The sequence below is a fragment of the Candidatus Lernaella stagnicola genome (assembly GCA_030765525.1).
Taxonomy (GTDB): domain Bacteria; phylum Lernaellota; class Lernaellaia; order Lernaellales; family Lernaellaceae; genus Lernaella; species Lernaella stagnicola.
The window spans coordinates 185,582-204,764 of the sequence record JAVCCK010000023.1; the positions used below are offsets into that span (position 1 = coordinate 185,582).

Sequence of the window (19,183 nt, forward strand, 5' to 3'; positions counted from 1 at the left end):
CACCCGCCCCACATCGCTTCTATGCCTGACTGTTAACCTCCGGCGGTTGGCCCGCCGCAAAGGGTATACACCACGTTTCGTTGTCGATCAGCAGCCGCATTTCGTACTCGCCGTGCTCCAGCGTAATCGGCGACCCCTGATGCTCCGCCGCACGGCCGGAAAACACGATTTCGCCGTCTGCCGCGTGCACCTCGACCCGGGCCGAGATCGGCAGACCTGCGTCTTCGGTTGTCGAGAAGGAATAAAAGACCGTCCAATCCTTCGAGCCCGGTTCCGGCTGCATGCCGAATACCATTTCCCAATCGCGGCCTTCGACCGGGATCGATCGCGTGCTGGGTGCCAACCTTTCGCTCTTCGCCGAAAGCTGTACGGCTTGCAATTGCCGCTCGGGGAGCATGAATTTTTCCAAGCCCGCCGCCACCATTTCGCCCGTGTCGTTCACCCAAGCGCCCACGGCCTTGGTAAACCGGCGCACCTGGCCGTGCACGGCCCACAAACGCGCCGCGTGTACGGCGCGGGCGGCGTCGGCAATCGAGTCGTCGAGCACGGCGTGCAGGATGCGGCCCTTCAGCGTCGGCTCGCCGTCGCGTGTTTCTTCCACGATCGCCATGCGCAGCCGGCAGAAGGGGCATTGCAGCAAGTGCTCGCGCAGCTTCAGGTCTTCCGGCGGCATGGAGGCGCGCGCGGTTTCCAAGAGGCGCTCGTCGGTCATTTCGTCGCAGCGATACGCATGCTCGGCATCGGGCCGGAAGGTCCGCAACGCTTCGCGGTCTTCCTCGAGCGCCAGCATGTCCAGGTCGAAAAAGCGCATCGACTCCAAATCGGCGCTGCATGTCGCGCAGACCTCGATGTGCCGTTGGATCGCCGCGGTTTCAGACACGTTGCAGGCGCCGTCGCGGAAACGCAACAACTGGTCGGCCGACACACATTCTCCGAATTCCAGTATGTCTCTTGGGTCGTTCATGCGATTGTCCTCCAACGTGGCTCGTCGCGGTCCGTCGCCGTTTCCCAACGCCGGCGGCACCAATCGGTTAGCTGAAAACTGCGGCCTGAATCCGGACGCGGCCGCAACCCGATCCAATCCCAGAACAGGTCCTGCACCAGGAGGTCGTTGCGCGCCGGTCCCGGTGGTAATCCACTGGACGCCAGCGGCTTGACGCTTTTTTGGAGAAATTCGCGGACTACCGTCAGTTCGACGGGCGTGACTTCCTCTTGCTCAAGCAGGGCAATGATATCTTCCCACCCGTGTGGCCGAAGTTCGGCAAGCATATCGCGCAACGCGCCCAGTTCCAACGGGTATAAATCGGTCGCCAACGTCCACACATGGCCGTGGTAAAATGCCAGCAGCTTGCCGATATCCACCAACGTGCGATGAATGCGCTCGCGGGTTGCCTCCGGAACGCTACGTTGGGCGCGACGCCACCCATCCAAGCTCTGACTCACATGCCACACCAGGTTTAGAAGCCGGACGGGATCGATGTGTTCCATAAGCGTCGCCGTCACGTTTTCCAGCCACTCGGCGCCTTCGGCCTGCCGTTCGAGCCGCTGAACTTCCGTGAACGCCTGCTCGACGCCGTCCGCCCAATGATTCCACGCCTCGCGAACCGCCTCCGGACGTTTCGAAAGCTCCACCGCGCTCCAGGCGATACGCGCCGGTTCCTTGTGCTGTATGTTTTCGAACACGTCCCACGCGCACTGCCGGTAGGGTGGCTCGATATCCTTGTTTCCCGATTCGCGCGCGACGGCGTTGTTCCACAACAACGTGACGATCATCGCCCAGGGGTGCTTCCTCTCCCGCCGCGCACAAAACTCCCTGCCGTCGATCTCGGCCACGTGCGTTGGCGCCGCGAAATTCGCGCCCATGCACTGGGTGGCGCAGTGGTATAGGGGGCAGATATTCGTGGCGGTTTTCGCCGGGCTGCGGCGTGCCAGGTGTGTCGCCCAGTGGATCAAATTCGGATACATGAAGGTGTCGACCAGGCGCGCGCAATCCTGCTGCGTCAAGGAAAGGTGATGATTCGCCCGCTCCAAAATGAACAACATGAGGTTTTGGGCTTCCTCGGGTGAGTAGTGTCCCCTCATCGCCATTTCACGGTCGCTTTCGTTCACATTCATTTTCTTTCCCCCCATGTGCGAAGGTCGAGCACCACGTCGCGCTGCTCCACCAAATCGACGCCCTCCCGCCGTATCAGCAACCGCCAACGGCCGGGTTCCAGCGCCACCGTTTCGCCCTTGCATTGCGGATAAGCCGAAGACCAATACACCGACGAGTCTTCCTCCTGCCGCAGTTCCAAGCGAATGTTTTTCTTTTCTTCCGCCTGCGTCGTCACCTGTTCGACGACCAAGCTCAGCGGCTTTCCCTTCACGCCGACGCGGATGTTCAGTCCCTCCTCGGCGTCCACAAAATCATACGTCAGATGTCCCGTCCCCGCGGCCTCGCCCTGCGTCGCCCCGCCCAACACCGCCGCGGTGGCCAACCCTGTCGGCTCGGGCGAAAAACCGCTTTCCAACAGGCGACCGGTCTTACCGATCAGCAGCGTGATCGCCTCGGCATATTCCTTACGGAACGTGCGCAGCATTCGCCGCGTCTGGGCCGCCGCCACGTTGACCCACCGGGGCCGCACCGCCCAAAACGCTTGGCGACACTGCGGGCAGTCGCGGTAGTGCGCCGCCAGTTCCGGCGTTTGCTCGTATCGCTCGGCCGCGCTGAGATCGGCGAAATACGGCAGGTTCTCCAAGAACATGGCGCACGCGGCCTTCGTCTCGCGAACGCCGCCGAAATCCTCACGTAAAAATGACTGCAATTCGGGGTCGTTTTCGTCGATCCACCGCCAGGCCTCCGCGAGTGCCTGGGCGTCAAAGGAAGCGCCGGTCAAGTACGCTGCGATCATGTTACGGGCGGTGTGTTTGTCCATCAGTGCCGCTCTTCGCGCTGCGCTTTAGTTGCTGGTTTCGTCGAACCCAAATGAGCAGTCAGCAACTCGAGGAGTTGTGCGGCGGCGATCTCATTCTGGCCGTCGTTCGCTTCCCCGCCTCCGAGACCCAGGCGCCGCATGAGCTCGCCCCTGTCGCCGGCCGATTGATCCACGCGCGTGAGATACCACAGCGGCAAAAACAGATGATGTGGCACGTTGCCGTCTCCCTCGGCTTGCCGCGTCTGCTTCCAGGCGCGGAAACAAGCGCGCAACCGGCTGGTGAATCGATCCAGGCTGTCGACATCCAGGCGTTTTTTAAGGAAATTCTCAACGATTTCCTTCTCGACGATAAAATCGCGGCGGGTCAAAAAGACATCGAGTTCCTTCTGCGTCCGGCAGCTTTGCAGTTCCTCCACCAGCGACTTGATCGCGGGCTCTTCCAACAGCGCGACGGCCCACTGGTCACTGGCCACGCCGTCGGCCGCACCGCGGCGCACGGCTTCCCAAAGCAGTTCCTGCGGATACCAGAACCAAAACTCGCGCACGAAGCGTTTGAAGGTCCAACGGTCGGGACGTTGGGGCTGCACGATGTCTGAATGGAGGAACACGTACACCGCAAACGCCCAGAGCGAAGTGTGGTTGGCCGGTACGCAATGGGCGAAGGTGGCGATGGTTTTCAAGATCGCCGGGGAGCGGTAGGTACGTATTTCCTTCTGGGCCAGAATTTCCGCAGTGGGCTGCTTGTTCCAACGCGCGTCGACATAAACCCGTAGGCGACGGCGCACATCGTGCATCGTCTCGTATACGTCGATCGCCGGGAACTTGGCGGCCAACCGCTGAATCGTTTCTGAAGTTTTCTCCGGCCACGTCGCCTTGGCGAGCGAACCGGCGATGATTTCGTCGACCGCCTGCCGTTTGACTTCGTGGGCCGTCGCTTCGGTCGGCGCTGTTTCGGCGGCGATACTGGCGAAAAACGTGTGGCGGGTATGGCGAATCGCTTCGCGCAACATCCGCAAGTATTCGACGCCCATCTCGTTGTCCGCATAGGCGTCAGCTTCCTGAATGTGCGGTAACCGAAGGCTCTCCGCCGGAGCGACGACGCGAGTTTCGGGCACCTGATCCGATAGAATCTGCCGATCGTCGTAAAAGGGGAAGTTTCGGCAGCAACTCAGCCACCACGTGGCGAATTTCGAATGAAACGCGAAGTAGGGGTAGCCCGACAGCACCAGGTCGATCCTCGTTTCCCAAAAATGCTGGACGCTGTGGGCCAGGCGAGACGGATCCGACCAACCCAAAACGTCACCCGCCACATTCCACACGCATCGCTCCAGTTGCGCCGCCGCCCTCTCCAGCGCGCCGGCGCGCTCCCGACCCAAACGGACCGCCAATTTCTCGGGTAGGATCGCCCAATCCGGAATTCGCCCGGTATGGCCCGCGTCTTGGACTCCCATTTCGGTCAATTGGCTCGGGCAGGTTTGTAGCGATCCGCGCAAAAAGCGAACGATTTCAGATTCTTCGGTCCAGTAGTCCACGATCTTGCGAAAGAGGAACTCGTGGCAAGTAGCCAAATAGAGAAATCCGCCCATGCACCGTTCCCACGGTTCATGGAGCCTGGTTCGCGGGCAAAATTCCGCGGCGGTAAGGTCGACCGCCAATTCCACGAGCTGCGAGATGATTTGGTCGTCATCCAGCGTGGAGTCGGTGGCGTGCCTAAATCGCTCGACCAAAATCCGGTACATCGCCGCCGGTTCGGCCAAAAATTCCATGAACGCGGCGAGGCGAAGTCGCAGAGTCGTCGGCGGGGTTCGCGCAATGAGGTTGGGAAACGCGGCGATAGCATAGCGAAATCCCACTCGCTCGATCGCTTCGGCAAGTTTTTGGTCGTCGGCGACAGACGCGAGGGGACGAAGGTGTTGGCGGCAATCGGCGACGAATCGTTCCCGCACCGCGCCCTCGTCGGCCGGCATCAACCTTGCCAGGCACGGATCGGCCATCACACGGGCTTCGGCGACCGCATCGGCGTCGTTTTCCTCATCCAGGAAGAGGCGCAGTCGACCCTCATGCTTTTCGAAAAAGCATTTTGTTTCGAACACTTCCGAAACGGATATTGGCGTTTGGTCCGCCATGCCGCGGTCCTTTCTTCACGCGTTCTGCAAACGCGCGCGGGTGCTGCCCACCCCACGATTCAACCTAATAGATGGATAACCCACCCCATCTTTCACACGCCACCTAAAAAACCGCCCACGCTAGTCGAATTCGCCAAGCTTCCATCCTCGACTTCGCAAGCGCTTTCAATTCACGCGAAATCTATCAGCAAGACGAATCATGCCGCCGGCGAAAATTCCTGTTGTAGTGATTCGGCAAGCCGGAAAACACACTTCTTCTTAGGTGACCAAAATCTCAGCGAACGCCGCGACCCGGCCACTGCTCCATGCAGGCTCGGCGAGAACGTTTTTGGTTACCCCATTAAGATGGTTCTAGATTGGCAAAACGACGCCGATTGTCAAGGCTCCAGGCAAATGCGTCGGCACCGGGAAACCGGCGGCAAACGAACGTCTTCGGCCGCCAAATATGTCGCAACGGACGCAAAATAGTGACGTTTCCGCCGTAAATTGCCGCCGCGTGCCGCAAATCGGCGGCGCGTGTCACGTTTTTTCAAACGGCAATCCTTGCTATCGCGAAATGAGTTAATAAAATAACTTTAAGAAAACGAATGCGATCATCAGGTGGAAGATTACGTCCGGTCACCCAACATCAAGAGACATGGGAGTGTCCAACCGAAAAGACGGCGATGCGGTAAAAAACTAATCAAAGGAGAAAAAAATGAAACCGATGACATGGCTGGCAGTAGTGGCGACCCTCGCACTCGCCGTGCCCGTGGCGGCCCATGTACCCTACGTCGAGCACGCCGATTTCACCGGGCAGCGGCCCTTTGTCATGACGGGCAATCCCGAGCAATCCATTGCCGTTTATGCTTGGTTGGAAACTGATTTCGTGAGCCCGGCCGATGATATTGACGTGTATCAGTTCGAACTCGTCGAGGAAGCGTTGGTGTACGCCGAACTGATTGTTCCCGCGTGCGTCGGGTATGAAGACTACGCGCCGTGGTACGCCGTGGTCGGCCCGAATTTCCCCCAACCCACCCAGCCGCTGCCCTTCAACCTGCCCGAGGGGTATGGAGCGGTGGTGATGGAAAACACCGAGCCGGGCGAACCGCGCACCACCTTCTACGAGTTTTTCGGCAACCAAACCTACTACGAAGGTCCGGTTTTCGAGCATGTGATCGACCAACCCGGCGTTTACTATGTGGTCGTGTGGGACCCGTGGGAATTGGGCGGCGATTACACCTTGGCCCTGGGCAAGGAAGAAATCTGGGGGCTGACGGACATTCTGCGGGCGTTGATTGTTACGCCGTGGATTCGCCAGGACCGCGTTTTGCACGTGGACGAGTGTGTGTTACCGATCGAATAAACCGTCGCATTTTCGAGGAAAAATAACTCAAGGGAGCATCGCATGCAACGAACCAAGCTCGAATTGTTTCTGATCAATCTCGCCGGCGGTGTCGCGGTACTCGGCAGCTACGCCTACGGCCTGCTGACCCATCCGGGCCGGGGCAACGAGTTGTGGGGAGGCGTGCCGGACGGGCTGCAGGGCGTGTACGGGATTTCGATGCTCTTGGCCGCGGCGGGATACCTGCTTTTCTTCTTTCATGTGGTCGTTCGCATGCGGCCGGAGGAAGTAAAACTTTTCCGCGGGCTGCCGTTTCGCTTCTTTCACGTGCTGTTCGGCATGATTTTGCTGCCGTCTTCGCTGTGGATGACGCTCACGTTCGCCTATCTGGACACGCCCACAACCCTGCTGTGGCTGGCCGTGCGCCTGGTGCTGGCGCTGGTCGCGTTGGGGTCGCTGCTGATGCTGATCGCCCTGGCGCAACTGCGCCGCCGCGCCCCGGATCAGTTTTGGTGGCCGTCCGTGCTCGGCGCAGCGCTGTTTACGTTTCACACGCTGGTACTCGATGCCCTACTCTGGCCGGCACTGTTTCCGGTTTGAGATTGCCCGGAAAATCGCCGTATTCACAGAAGCCCACTCCCGACCAGACGGCCGAGCCGCCGTCGCGGGCCGACCATTCTCCGTCGAACTCAAAGCCGAGCATACCGCCGCCCGGCACGAGCGCGGCCACGGGCGTCGAGGCTCGCGCGGTGTAGCGAAACACGCCGCGGCGCGATCTCATTTCGCCTTCCCAACGGGTCGGTGCGAGGACTCGTCCGTCGTGGGCGGGATGATCATCAACTTCCAGGTACCGAACACGGAGGCCGCGCATCGCTTCGGGCGGGCGACCGGGCAAGAAAGCTGCGAAGCCGGGCTAGTTGCATTGGCTTCTAATCGCTACTGTTGGTGGACCGATCCGCCATCCCTTTATCGAACCACAATTTCAATATGCGATAAGACCAGGGATGGAGGTTTATTGTTAAAAACGGTTGGATGATCGAGATCGCCATCCTTCTGCTAACTCTACGAGCAACGAAATCGACGATTCCTGTCACATGTTGATCGCCTGTTTCTTCGTGCCATCTTGCCTCTGCGATCGCATGGGTCACCGCTTCCAACGTTTTTTCGCACCACATGTTTTCTATGGCCCGTTCTAGCCAGGTGATCAAGGCGGGCGAAGCAACCCATTGCCTCAGTTCTGTCCGCACCAGCGTGACGCGAGCATCCGTTACGCCAAGTTCCGAAACGATTGAAAGAAGCCACAACTTGAGTCCGATATTCTGCACGACCGACAACTTGTCGTCGAGTTCGTCATCGCTCAATTGTCGTAGTATGTTGCCAATAGTGCGCCTCTCTACGTCGGCCCACCTTTCCAAATCTACGTCCATCAATCCAAGAATCAATTCCTTAGGAATCCTGTCCGCGATCGTAGACAATATTGAAATGATTCGTGCCACTTTTCGCTTAATGTCGAATTGAAGCCGTTCCAAGTCCTCCGTTTTGAAAACGCCGGTTTTCCCCGGAAGACGTGGGCGTTGCCCGTTCAAAAGGTCAATGTTCGCCTTAATCAGTTCTTCGAACTCCCAAAGGACATATTCTGCTATCCGTTCGATTTCGCCTTTCGAGAAAAGGTAGTCAACGATTTGCGAAAAGCCCGATGTGAGCCAATCCTTTTTGTCTGTTTCCAAACGGGAAACTGCTTTTTCAATAAACAGCCTTTCTCTTTCTTCCGGCCACGCCCGTTCTTTCGCAAATGCCGCCGCCAATCCCGCGTCCGCGATGTCCCCCTGGGAAATCAAATCTGACGCCAAATCGTCGAAATTCGCTAGTTGATGCTTCGAGGCGATCTGCCAGACTTGCCACCGTGTCGCCGTGTCGGCGACTAAAGCGTTCTCACGAAGACGCTGAGTGGCGTCGTCTGTGAGCGTGCAACTCATTAGCAAGTTCGATACTGTGTGTTTGAACATCACGTAGCTTTGACCTGCTCGGTCTTGACTCCCAGCCCGTACTCGATAGCGATTGACTACCTCCTCCGCCTGCTCTGGTCCCTTTTGCTTAAGGAGCGCCAACCGGAGATTGCTGATCAGGGCCTCTAATTCTGCTGGCTGCTTTTCTCGATATTGATCAAGATACTCTTGCTTGTGTTCATCAAGGAGCAAAGACACCAGCCACTCGCTGTCCACTGGGGCGCTAACGCTTGCCAGCAGTTCCATCAGATAAACGTCATCGAACGGATCTCCGCGGCCAAGCATTGTTTGCACCGTCGCTATCGACCGGGGAGCGTCAAAGTGATGCAAGAAATGGAAAGCGCCCGAAAGCGTCTTTAGATCGCTGGCATTTCGCAAACGATACTCAAGGGCGTCTGCATCGGACGCATCCCCATATCTTCGTACCGTTTTCATCGATAGAAATACCGACTCAGCTGGCCCGGCTTCTCGTAGTCTTTTCCGGGCCAGACGAAGCGCGACATGAAGAGGCGCAATTTCCCAAAGGGCAATCTCACCACCACTCGCATTTGTGTATGGGTCGCTCGCCCATTTTTCCGCCCCAGGCATAATCCCTGATAGGAAGCCTTCATCTCCCATCCGTGCCAATGCTCGTTGCGCATTCCCGTGGCGGATTGAGTGCGGGAGAGAAAACGCCATGTTGGTCTTCAAATGATCGGCGCAATTCTTCGATCCAAGAATTACCATAGCATTGGTTGCTCGCCATATTTTGAAGGTGTCTTGACTGGCATCTTCTTGAAAGACGAGAGATTCAAGTAGTTGAACACTGCTCTCGCCCATTTCGACGGCGCAGCGAGCCGCGAGCAGAAGGTCCACGGAGACAATCGAGTCTAAGAATCTCTTTCGTTCCACCTCCGGTACTCGCGGCGATGCAAACATCCAGGCATCATCAGAAATACTATTCTGAAGCGTATTGAGGTAAGATGTCCACTTGCATGCCAAGATAAATGATGCAAAATAGTCTGCCGTGAGATCGTGGCCAAGGGTGACCCACCCTCCATCGGATACGTTGATGACCTCATAGTGCCGCAGAAGGCGTTGAATATTGATATCCGTCATGCCTCGAATACCGAGCGGCGCATCATTGTCCGAAACGGAATTTAAAACTGATCGCAAGGCCGTTACAAATTCATCGAGCGAAAAGATGGACTTTTGACGTTCGACCCTCAGAGCAAAGGAAAGCCTTTGGGCCAGAAACTGTACTGCCTCAAATGGTATGTCGTGTAAGGACTCGTCCAAGAGATGAGATAATTCCTGGTTTCTTTTAAATCGCAAAAGGAAGACATGTTCCAGCAGGTGCCCAATGGAGTCAGGGACCATCCCAGTTTCCTTGAACACTCTGGCGGCAGTCTTTAACGCGAACGGCAAGGAAAAAACCCCGTAACCCAAGGTGGATAACTTCTCTCTAATTTGATTTACAAATGCGGCTTCTAATTGTGAGTCCTCAAAAACTTTACCAGAGAAAGTGAGAATTTGATCCATGTTCAGAACATAAAGTTCAATTACGGATCGAATACAGGGCAAGTAAACGGGGTACCGCAGACCAGCACTCCTGGTTGAGAGAACACAAGATACCCGCCCCTTATAGAACTTAATTACCTCAGTAATCTCATCCAGGACTTTTTGAGCATCTGGCCCCTCGATTTCATTCAAGCCATCACAAAGCAACAGAAAACGGCCCGGTAAAGACGCCCAATGCCCATGGTGGATATTCAAGCTATTTTTAACGAGTCGATGGAGGTCCCCGCGATATTGCTTCAGACAAATTAAAATTGGTAGGGGAGAATTTTTATCTTCTTTGCGTAGCAATGCAGATGCGGTGCAAGTCATCTCAAGAGTTGTCGTTTTCCCTGCGCCGCCAGCACCCAGAAGCACTGAACAAGTGTCTGGTGACGTATGCGTGAGCGCCTCTAAAGCGGAAAAACCCTCCCCACTTGACACCGGCGGTCGCGAAGGAGCTCGACCTGAATCTGGAGCAAGCGGATCGGCCGCTGAAGCAATACTGAGATTTGTCGGAAGTTCGGCTGGCTTGCCAAGCAACGGTACATAGCGATCAGATTTTGCCGACAAACAGTTTGAAAGATAAGTAGCTTCATCGAAGTCAGGCCGAGGATGTTCAAGAAGAACCGGCTGAACGAAAAAGAACTGCCCAATTAGGTCTTTCAACTTCGACCAGACACGGCCCATTTCTGTGTCAAAGTCATCACCGTCCCAAACAATGATCTTTTCCACCGACAGAACATAATCAGAAACCGCACGAACAACATCGATGCCCTTTTCTGTACATTCACGGATAAGATCAGGTAATTTGTTTCTCTTGTTGACCGCACGCTCTGAATGCGAGATCAGTTTGGTACGAAGACCTTCTCGAAGTGCGGATCGAACCCCTTCAGCCACTTTTCCCGAAGTAACGAAATAATGTTCGACTACCTCTGACCCTTCAAGTTTCGATTTGAGGGCTACTTTTGCTAATTCGATTCCGACTTGAGCCAGAGACAGTCGAGCAGTCTGGCGTTTGCTTTGGATACAAATCGGCTTTCCATCAAAAATCCGGATACCGTTGGCGTCAAATCCCCCGTCTCCTGGCCCGCCGGAACCACCAGTCACCTCGAACCCATGAAGTGGCCCGACTTCAGTTAGACAACCTCGAACGAATTGTTCGAAACTGTCCGGTGAAAGATTCGAAAGCGGCAATCTCTGACCAACAAAAATCGTCGGCATATCTGCCATCAGAACCTCATTCGCAACGAGTACAGTGATCTACGGTACCACTCGTTGTGAGCGTCCGGCAAGCTGTTGCTGTGGGCCCGGCGCCCACAGCAAGTGCCATCACCGCCTCGGGAGCCTGTGGCATAGACCTCACGCGAGGGCGTACCGCGCGTTTGTTTACACCGCCGTTCCGGTGTGGTAACGCAAGAAGATATCACCCCGCCACGTGGAGGTTGCTGTGGACCAAGCCGCTGTTGTGTTGGCTTTGGATTCGGGCTCGCAGAGTTCGCGCGCGCTGCTTTTCGACACCGCCGGTCATGTGTTGGCCATGGGCCAACGGGAGCACGCGGCGATGAAACACCCCATGCCGGGGGCGGTCGAGCAAGACCCCATCGACATACGCGAGTCGCTGTTTGAATCCATTCGTCAGTGTCTGGCGAAATGGAACGGCGACCTTTCCCTCTTGGCGGGCACGGCGCTAACGACTCAGCGCTCTACGGTTTTGCCATTGGCCGAAGATGGTTCTCCCTTGATGGACGCGACCTCGTGGCTGGATCGCCGCGCCGCAAGCATCGATTCCGAACCGTCGAAATGGCTGCGAATGTTCCTGAAAATCCAGGGGCGGAACGCTCTGATACCGCGCCTGCTGGCCAAGTCGTGGCCGCGGCAATGGCGGGAACGAAACCCGGAAATTCTCGCGCAGGCCCGGTGGATCTCTTCCATCGAAGGTTGGCTGAACCACGAACTGACCGGCCGCGTAGCCGTGGCGCCGGGCGGCGTGGTCGGCCCGTGGCCCTTCGACGTGAAGAAACTCGCGTGGTCCGACTCGGCGCTGCTGCATCAAATGTTGGGCTATCAAAAACAGTGGCTGCCGCCGATCGTGCAACCGGCACAGCCGATCGGGGCGATCACCGAAGCGACCGCGGCACAAACCGGATTGCCGGCCGGGCTGCCTGTTTATGCGTGCGGCGGCGACAAGCAGGCCGAAGCTTTGGGAGCCGGGTTGCTCTCGAGCAAGCGCGGCGCGGGCGCGGTGAGTCTCGGGACCGGTTCTTCGATTTGCGTCCCGTGGCGCAAGGCGCTGCAGAGCCGTCGTTACGATTGGCTGGCGATGGCGGCGGCGGAGCCCGGCGCGTACTGCCTGGAGTACCTAGTTTTTCGCGGCATGTGGACCGCGCGGTGGTTTGCCCACGAACTGGCGCGCGATCTGGAACCGCTCGCCCAGGAACGGGGCAAGCCGGTCGAAGCGCTGCTTTGCGACGAAGCCAAAACGGCGCCGGTAGGTTGTGATGGCCTGATGGTTTGGCCGCGCTGGTCGCCCACGCTGCAGCACCCGATGGAAACGGGCGCCGCGGTAGGGCTGCGTGAAACCCACACCCGCGCGCATTTTTTCCGCGCTCTGCTGGAAGGTATCGCGTTCGACTTGCGGCGCGGCCGCGGCATACTGGAAAAGGTTACCGGCACGCCGATCGAGTGGCTCGCGGTGGCGGGGGCGGCGCGCGATCTTCCATCGTGGTGCAAATCCTGGCCGACGTGATGGGGCTGCCCGTTGTGCGCCCCCTATCGGAGGAACTGTCGGCCCGCGGCGCCGGCATGGTGGCCGCGTTGGGCGCGGGGATTTTCCACAACGTTCAAGAGGCGGTGGAGTCGATGGCTTCCGAGACAAAAACGGTGCAGCCGGTTCCCGCCGATGCCGAACACTATGTGCACCTCTATCGCGAGGTATACCTGCCGGGACTCGCGTCCTGCCACAAGATTTCCGCTACGCTACGCGCTAGTTAACCGGAAAGGCTGTATTCGGCGCGCTCGATCAGTTCCATCTGCATGTCGCGGTTGAGGGTCGTGAAATAGGCGTTGTATCCGGAGATGCGCACCATGAGGCTCGGATACTGCTCGGGGTGGGCCAAGGCGAGTCGCAGGGTGTTGGAATCCACAACGTTCATTTGCATCTGCATGCCGCCCATCTGGAAATAGGCTTTGACCACCGCCGTCATGCGTTCGACGAAATCCTCGTGCGAGTCGTTGATCCCGGGCACGACTTTGACGTTGAAGGCGACGTTGTTGTTGAGGTTCCGCGGGTCCAGGCCCGCCACGTCGCGCAGGTTGTCCAGAATGTTGTTGGACGCAGCGGGCTGCGGCGTCAAACCGGGGGTGAAGGGCTTGCCGGCCAAGCGGCCCGAGGGCAGCGCACCGGTCAGCGTGCCGAAGGCGACGTGGTTGGACATCGACCAAAAACCGGCGGTGTACGGACCACCGCGGAAATTACGCTTCGCGCCCAAATGCCGCCGGGCGAATTCCGTCACGCGGCCGGCCAACGCCAGCGCCTCGGAACTGCCGGAACCAAACAGCGGCACGCGATTGCGCACGCGCGCGTGCAATTCGGGATTCGACGCGAAGTTGTCCCGCACGGCCGCCTTCATGTCTTGGAACGAGACGCGCCGTTGGTCGAACACGAGTGTTTTGACGGCCATCAGCGAGTCGACGACATCGGCCAGCCCGATCAGCGCCGTGCCGGTGGAATTGTACCGCGCTCCGCCGTTGACGGCGTCCTTCCCTTGCTCGATGCAGCCCTGCACGAACGAGGACAGCAGCGGCGTGGGCCGAATGTCGGCGTGCGCCTCGCCGAGCATGTGGTTGAGTTCCGTGGCGTGGTCGGCCAGGAAGGCAAACTGGCGACAATAGGCCTCGAAAAACTCTTCGAAGTCGGCGAGGTTCTCGCCGGTGCGCGGCCCAACCTGCCAGCGCATCAAGGGATGCCGTCCGTCGAACAGCGCCATTTCCAAGGCGGCCACCATGTTGATCATGACCGCGCCGGTGTGGCCCATGTGTTGTCCGGAAAGCGTGGGTTCCACGCAGCCGGTGGCGGACCAATCGCGCACGGCGGCAATCGGGTAGTGGAAATCCTCCAGGGCGCGGAACATGGCCTGGTCGTTGTGAATCGAGGGCGTGGCGCGGGTATTCAGGTTCACTTCCAGCAGACGCCGCAGGTAGGTGTCGCTGTTGACTTCGGGGTGGAAGCGAGCGTTGACGTTGGGATCGCGGATCGCCAGCATCTCCGTCACTTTGAGCATGATGTAGGTCATGTCGCAGACGGCGTCTTCGCCCTGCTTGGTCACGCCGCCCAGGGTGATCGCCTGGTCGGAGGAACTGCCGCCGAACAGGTAGTTGCCAATGTCGGGAATCAGCGGCAGGTGGTCGGTGCAGCGCAGGAACAGGCAGCCGACCAGTTCCACAGCGCGGCGAACGTAGGCCTCTTTTTCCGCAGTGGTCGCCAACCGAGCCATGTCCGCCGCAAAGTACGGCTGCAGCCAAGTATCGAGCCGGCCAAGCGACAGGCCCGTGTTGGTGTTTTCCATGTGCAAGGCAATCCACGCGATCCATATCGCCTGCACTGCTTCCTGCAACGTGCGGGCCGGATGCTCGGGCACCCGCCGGCACGCCGCAGCCATCGCGGCGCACTCTTCCCGCCGGACCGGTTCGTCTTCCGCCCCGGTCAGCCGCTTGGCTTCATCGGCAAGGTTTGCGGCATACGCCACGAGCCCATCCAGACTGATAGCCATGGCGTCGAGCGCGTTTCGTTCCGGCGATTCTTCGGCGAAGTCCGCCTTTTGCGTTTCGATTTCCTGCCGGATCCCGCACGCACCTTTTTGCAGCAACGCCGGGAAATCGGGGATCGTGTGGGAAATACCCACCGACTTCCAAATGAAGTACACCGCGAAGCGTTCGTCGAGTTGCAGCGCCAGCGGGTTGTCGTATTTCTCGCGCACCCATTCGCGGAAATTGCGGTGAACCCAATACGGGAACACTTCATGATGCAGAACATGCGCCGTTTCCGGCGAGATGTCGTAAGGGTTGAGTTCGCGTGCGGCCGCCGAGTGCAGTTCGCCCCAGATGAGGGCGCCGTGGGCGTCGGGATAGAGCACAACGCCGATTTCCTTGCTGGTAGTCGTGCCGGCGAGCAAGTCGTTCTCACGGACGCGTGGTTTGCGGTGGCGCAGCAGGTGGGCCAGTGCGTGGGCCTGGCGCAATTCGGGAACCCACGGCCGCCCTTCGGCGTCGGTTTCGAAGCCGTGTTCCCTGTGCCAGCGCGTCAACAAAAGCGGCCGCTCGTGGCAGACTTCGGGACGATGGTGCAGGTGGGTGTGCACGAAGGCCTGCAGGCGCGGGAAGTCGTTCAAGCGCAGCTCGGCCAGGTAGGGTTCGTCGAGGAAGCGAACGCCCGGGTCGCGGGTTGCCGCCCGCAGTTGTTCGCCGTCGGGACGCCCGACGCCGTTGCCGCTTTTTGGTTTCGCGGCCTGTCGCCGCAGCGTGTTTTCACCCGCCTGGCGTCGTTTTTCCAACAGGCGGTGAATCGCGCCGGTTACCAGGGAGATATAAAAGTTGAACAGATTGAGGTACGCGAAGTTTCCCTTGACGCGGATTTTGTTTTGCAGCAGGAGGTTGACGATTTCGTTGGGCGTGAGCCGCAGCATTTCGAGCATGATCTCGGGCCGAACGAAAATCATCATGGTGTCGACGCCGGGGTCCGCGTCTTTCAGAGCGCGTACTTTGCCGTCGCGAAAGACAATGCCGGCCTGCACGCTGCCGTCCTCGGAACGCAACCCGACCGAGAAATTGATCCAGCCGGCTTCGCTTCGCAGGTAAGACTTCAGTTTTCGGCGGGTGTTGAACTGCAACGCCATCATTTTCAGTGACGCGTAGAGAACAAGCTGCGTTTGCCTGGGCGTCATGTTGACTCCGCCAACCTTTGGTTTCGGGCGATTATACGCCAGGAAGGGGCGATCCGGAAACGACGGGTGGGGCTCGGGGCGGTTTTTCGTCTTAAATTTTTGAGGCATCCATACTTGGTCTCAAGTCTGCGGACGCAAAAACCGATATTGTATGTTACGGCGACAAACACCACTAAATATTGATTTCACTTGTGGCGACCAACAACAGATTGGGCAGCTAAGAAGGTACACCTCCATGTCGTTAGATGGGGATCGACCGGGGCCATTTTATTTCCTACGCGAACTGGACGACGCGGTGTTTGTTTCCGACTCGGAAAACCGCGTCGTATTTTGGAATCACGCCGCTGAACAATTGTACGGTTTCTCCGAACAAGAGGTGATCGACCGGAATATTGACGCCGTTTTTGCGGCTTCGATCACGCCGCCGTTCGCCGATGTTCTTCGCGCCGCCCAATCGACCGGCGCGTGGCGGGGCGAGGTTGAGCTTTGCCTCAAGCAGCGTTGCGGGGTTCGCGTTTCGTGGTCGCTGAAGCGAGTCGCGCTGTCGGATTCCGACGCGTTCGGCGTCCTGGGCGTGGGCAGGGATTTATCGGATGCGGAGGCGGCGGACCCGGCCGGGTGGGGAACCGAAGAGTGTTGCGAAATTTTCGTCGAGTCCTCGCCGATTTCGGCCGCGGTCATCGGTTTGGACGGCCGCTTCATCACGTGCAACGAAGCCATGGCGAAACTGGCGGGCCGGCCTGTCGCGGAGTTGCTCGGCGCGCCGTTCGCCGACGCCGGCTTGCTGCCGCTCGCTGAATGGGAGCATTACGCCGAGATTGCGGCGCTGCTTGCGGTAGGCGAATTCGCCGGGCCGACTCACGTCACAACGGCTCATGACGGCGAGATCCGCGACCTGGATTGCTACACGAACCTGGTGCGTCGAGACGGCCGAATCATCGGCCTTATGCTCATTGCGATGGACGTTACGCATCGTATTCGGGCGGAGCGGGAGCTTCGTCTCCGCGAGCAACGATGGTGTCAAGTTCAGAAGGCGGCGCGCATCGGCCATTGGGAGTTCGAAATCGGAACCGAGGCCCTGTGGGCGTCCGAGCAAGCCTTCGAGTTGTTGGGTATTGCCTTCGAGGCGGACGGGAATCCGCGTCAAACCCTGTCGCTCGACCGCGTGCGAGCCCGCGTTACGAACCCGGAGAGCTTACAGCACGCGTTGGAGGATATCCTCGAATACGGCACGCCTTATGATTTGGAATTCGAAATCGTGCGGGAAGATGACGGCCGGCGGCGCATCATCCATTCGCGGGCCGAGCGGATCAACGATGACGAAGGTCGGCCGGTGAAGGTCATCGGGGCAATTCAAGACGTCACGAAGCTTCTCGAATACGCGCGCGCGTTGCAGGAAAGTGAAGCACGGTTCCACACGTTGGCCGACCACTCGATCGATACGATCATGCGCTTCGATCTCCAACATCGACATTTGTACGTAAACCGGGCGGCGGAGCAGCAAACCGGTATCGCCCCGGCGGATTTCATCGGTAAAACCCACCGCGAGTTGGGTTTCTCGGTGGAGCTTTGCGAGCTGTGGGAAAACGTTCTGGATGAAGTATGCGAAACCAAGCAGACTCGTCGCGCCGAGTTTCAATTGCCTTCGGGCGTTTGGATCGATTGGCTTTGCATGCCGGAACTCGACGAGAACAATGAGGTCTTCGCTGTTTATACTGCGGCGCGTGATATCACGGACCGCGTCGCACCGACGGAAACGAGCTTCGTTTTCGGAAGCGGCTCGTTTTCGATCACATCAGCGACCGAGTCGTGGCCACAGACCTGGAAGGCCGCGTTAGCTACGTCAACGATGCGGTGTGCCGTTTTTTCGGCCGGCGGCCCGAGCAGATCGTCGGTCGAAGCGTCTTTCAGTTCGGCGAAGACTCGATGCGCGGCGCGACGCAACAGGAAATCATCGACACAACGTTGGCCGAGGGGCAATGGCAGGGGACGGTCGTTAATGTTGCCGCTGACGGTCGCGAATGCATCTTGGCATCGCGCACCCGGTTGATACTCGACGCCGACGGCCGCCCCATCGGCATGGTCGGCGCGAGCACGGACGTCACTGAGCAGCGGCGCACCGAACAGGAGCGCGTGGAGCTCCAAGAGAGGCTAATGCAGTCGCAAAAGATGGAAGCCCTCGGTCGTTTGGCCAGTGGCGTGGCGCACGACTTCAACAACCTGTTGACCGGAATCAACGGTTACGTGGAGATGATTCTGGCGGAGGCGCAGCCGAGCGAACCTGTGCGCGCCGACTTGGAAGAAATCCGGCAGGCGGGCGAACGCGCCGCGGCGCTCACGACGCAATTGCTGGCGTTTTCGCGCAAGCAGGTCGTCACGCCGACGGTGATCCGGCCCAACGAAGTTCTCGGTCGGCTGCAAAACATGTTGTACCGCATCATCGGCGAGGACGTCGTGCTGGAATTCAAACTGAGCGAGGATTTGGGCCACATCAAGGTGGACCCGACGCAACTCGATCAAATCATGGTCAACCTGGCCGCCAACGCCCGCGACGCCATGCCGGAGGGAGGCCGGTTAACCGCCACGACGCGCAACATCACGTTGTGCAATGAGAGCATGATCGTGGACGGTGAGCCCGTGATGGTGTCCGGCGACTACGTCTCGTTGGAAGTCGCCGATACCGGATGCGGCATGGACGAGGAAACCAAGCGCCATGTGTATGAACCCTTTTACTCGACGAAAGGCGGCACCAACGGCACGGGTCTGGGTTTGGCCACGGTGTACGGCATTGTGCGGCAAAACCACGGTTTCATTACCTGCGAGACGACGCCGGGCCGGGGTTCTACGTTCCGAATTTACTTCCCGCAAATCGCCGATGAAGCGAAAACACCGCTTGAGAGAACCTCGACCGAATCACCGCACGGCGACGAGACTATTTTGCTGGTGGAAGACGAGGATATGGTTCGGCATCTCGCACGACGAACGCTGGAAAGATACGGCTACCAAGTTGTGGTCGCGGCCGACGGCGAAAAAGCCTGTTGCCAAAGCCAAGAATTCGACGGAGAGATTCATCTTTTGGTCAGCGACATCATCATGCCGGGCATGAACGGTCATGAGCTATTAGAAACGCTGCGGAAAACGAGAGCCGGGCTCAAAGCGTTGCTCATTTCCGGCTACTCCGTGGATATCATCCGCCATCAGAGCCTATTGGAAGAAGGCCATCATTTTCTTCCGAAACCCTTCCGCCCCTTCGAATTGGCCAGAACGGTCCGGCAGATACTAGACGGCGGCGGCGGCGCCTAAGAAACACCGCCCACGATCGCACGGTGAGCGT

General features: G+C 58.6%; 9 protein-coding genes and 2 pseudogenes. 5 read left to right on the forward strand and 6 right to left on the reverse strand.

The window, feature by feature from the left end:
- Positions 1 to 19: 19 nt before the first annotated feature.
- The 4 genes from P9L99_11210 to P9L99_11225 are packed head-to-tail and all read right to left on the reverse strand — an operon-like array spanning position 20 to position 5,041.
- Complete coding sequence (locus P9L99_11210) at positions 20 to 964, reverse strand: hypothetical protein (GenBank protein ID MDP8223920.1); 945 nt, start codon at positions 962 to 964, stop codon at positions 20 to 22.
- The gene (locus tag P9L99_11215) at positions 961 to 2,115 is read right to left on the reverse strand and encodes a hypothetical protein (protein MDP8223921.1); all 1,155 of its coding nucleotides are present in this window, start codon (positions 2,113 to 2,115) and stop codon (positions 961 to 963) included. Before P9L99_11215 ends, P9L99_11210 begins: the two co-directional genes overlap by 4 nt.
- Positions 2,112 to 2,915, reverse strand: coding sequence for a hypothetical protein (locus tag P9L99_11220; protein ID MDP8223922.1), 804 nt, complete (start codon positions 2,913 to 2,915; stop codon positions 2,112 to 2,114). The genes P9L99_11215 and P9L99_11220 overlap by 4 nt, the downstream gene beginning before the upstream one ends.
- Positions 2,915 to 5,041, reverse strand: coding sequence for a hypothetical protein (locus P9L99_11225; protein ID MDP8223923.1), 2,127 nt, complete (start codon positions 5,039 to 5,041; stop codon positions 2,915 to 2,917). The genes P9L99_11220 and P9L99_11225 overlap by 1 nt, the downstream gene beginning before the upstream one ends.
- Positions 5,042 to 5,738: 697 nt before the next feature.
- On the opposite strand from P9L99_11225, the gene P9L99_11230 reads away from it, so the two are divergent.
- Together P9L99_11230 and P9L99_11235 are read left to right on the forward strand one after the other, a co-directional pair.
- Complete coding sequence (locus tag P9L99_11230) at positions 5,739 to 6,386, forward strand: hypothetical protein (protein MDP8223924.1); 648 nt, start codon at positions 5,739 to 5,741, stop codon at positions 6,384 to 6,386.
- Between the two features lie 42 nt (positions 6,387 to 6,428).
- Positions 6,429 to 6,965, forward strand: a complete 537-nt coding sequence (locus P9L99_11235; GenBank protein ID MDP8223925.1) for a hypothetical protein — start codon at positions 6,429 to 6,431, stop codon at positions 6,963 to 6,965.
- Positions 6,966 to 7,294: 329 nt separating this feature from the next.
- On the opposite strand, the gene P9L99_11240 is transcribed toward P9L99_11235, so the two are convergent.
- Entirely contained in the window at positions 7,295 to 11,140 is a 3,846-nt protein-coding gene (locus P9L99_11240) for a hypothetical protein (GenBank protein ID MDP8223926.1), read from the reverse strand.
- 235 nt (positions 11,141 to 11,375) lie between these two features.
- Here P9L99_11240 and P9L99_11245 point away from each other — a divergent pair.
- A pseudogene (locus P9L99_11245) lies at positions 11,376 to 12,901 on the forward strand (FGGY family carbohydrate kinase).
- On the opposite strand, the gene P9L99_11250 reads toward P9L99_11245, so the two are convergent.
- Positions 12,898 to 15,849 carry a pyruvate formate lyase family protein gene (locus P9L99_11250; GenBank protein MDP8223927.1) on the reverse strand — a complete coding sequence of 984 codons (2,952 nt, stop codon included), beginning with the start codon at positions 15,847 to 15,849 and terminating at the stop codon, positions 12,898 to 12,900. The pseudogene P9L99_11245 and the gene P9L99_11250 sit on opposite strands and share 4 nt — an antisense overlap.
- 235 nt (positions 15,850 to 16,084) lie before the next feature.
- On the opposite strand from P9L99_11250, the pseudogene P9L99_11255 reads away from it, so the two are divergent.
- Together P9L99_11255 and P9L99_11260 are read left to right on the forward strand one after the other, a co-directional pair.
- A pseudogene (locus tag P9L99_11255) lies at positions 16,085 to 17,581 on the forward strand (PAS domain S-box protein).
- A gap of 77 nt (positions 17,582 to 17,658) precedes the next feature.
- Positions 17,659 to 19,152: a response regulator gene (locus tag P9L99_11260; GenBank protein ID MDP8223928.1), complete on the forward strand. Its 1,494-nt coding sequence runs from the start codon at positions 17,659 to 17,661 to the stop codon at positions 19,150 to 19,152.
- The last annotated feature ends 31 nt before the right edge of the window (positions 19,153 to 19,183 follow it).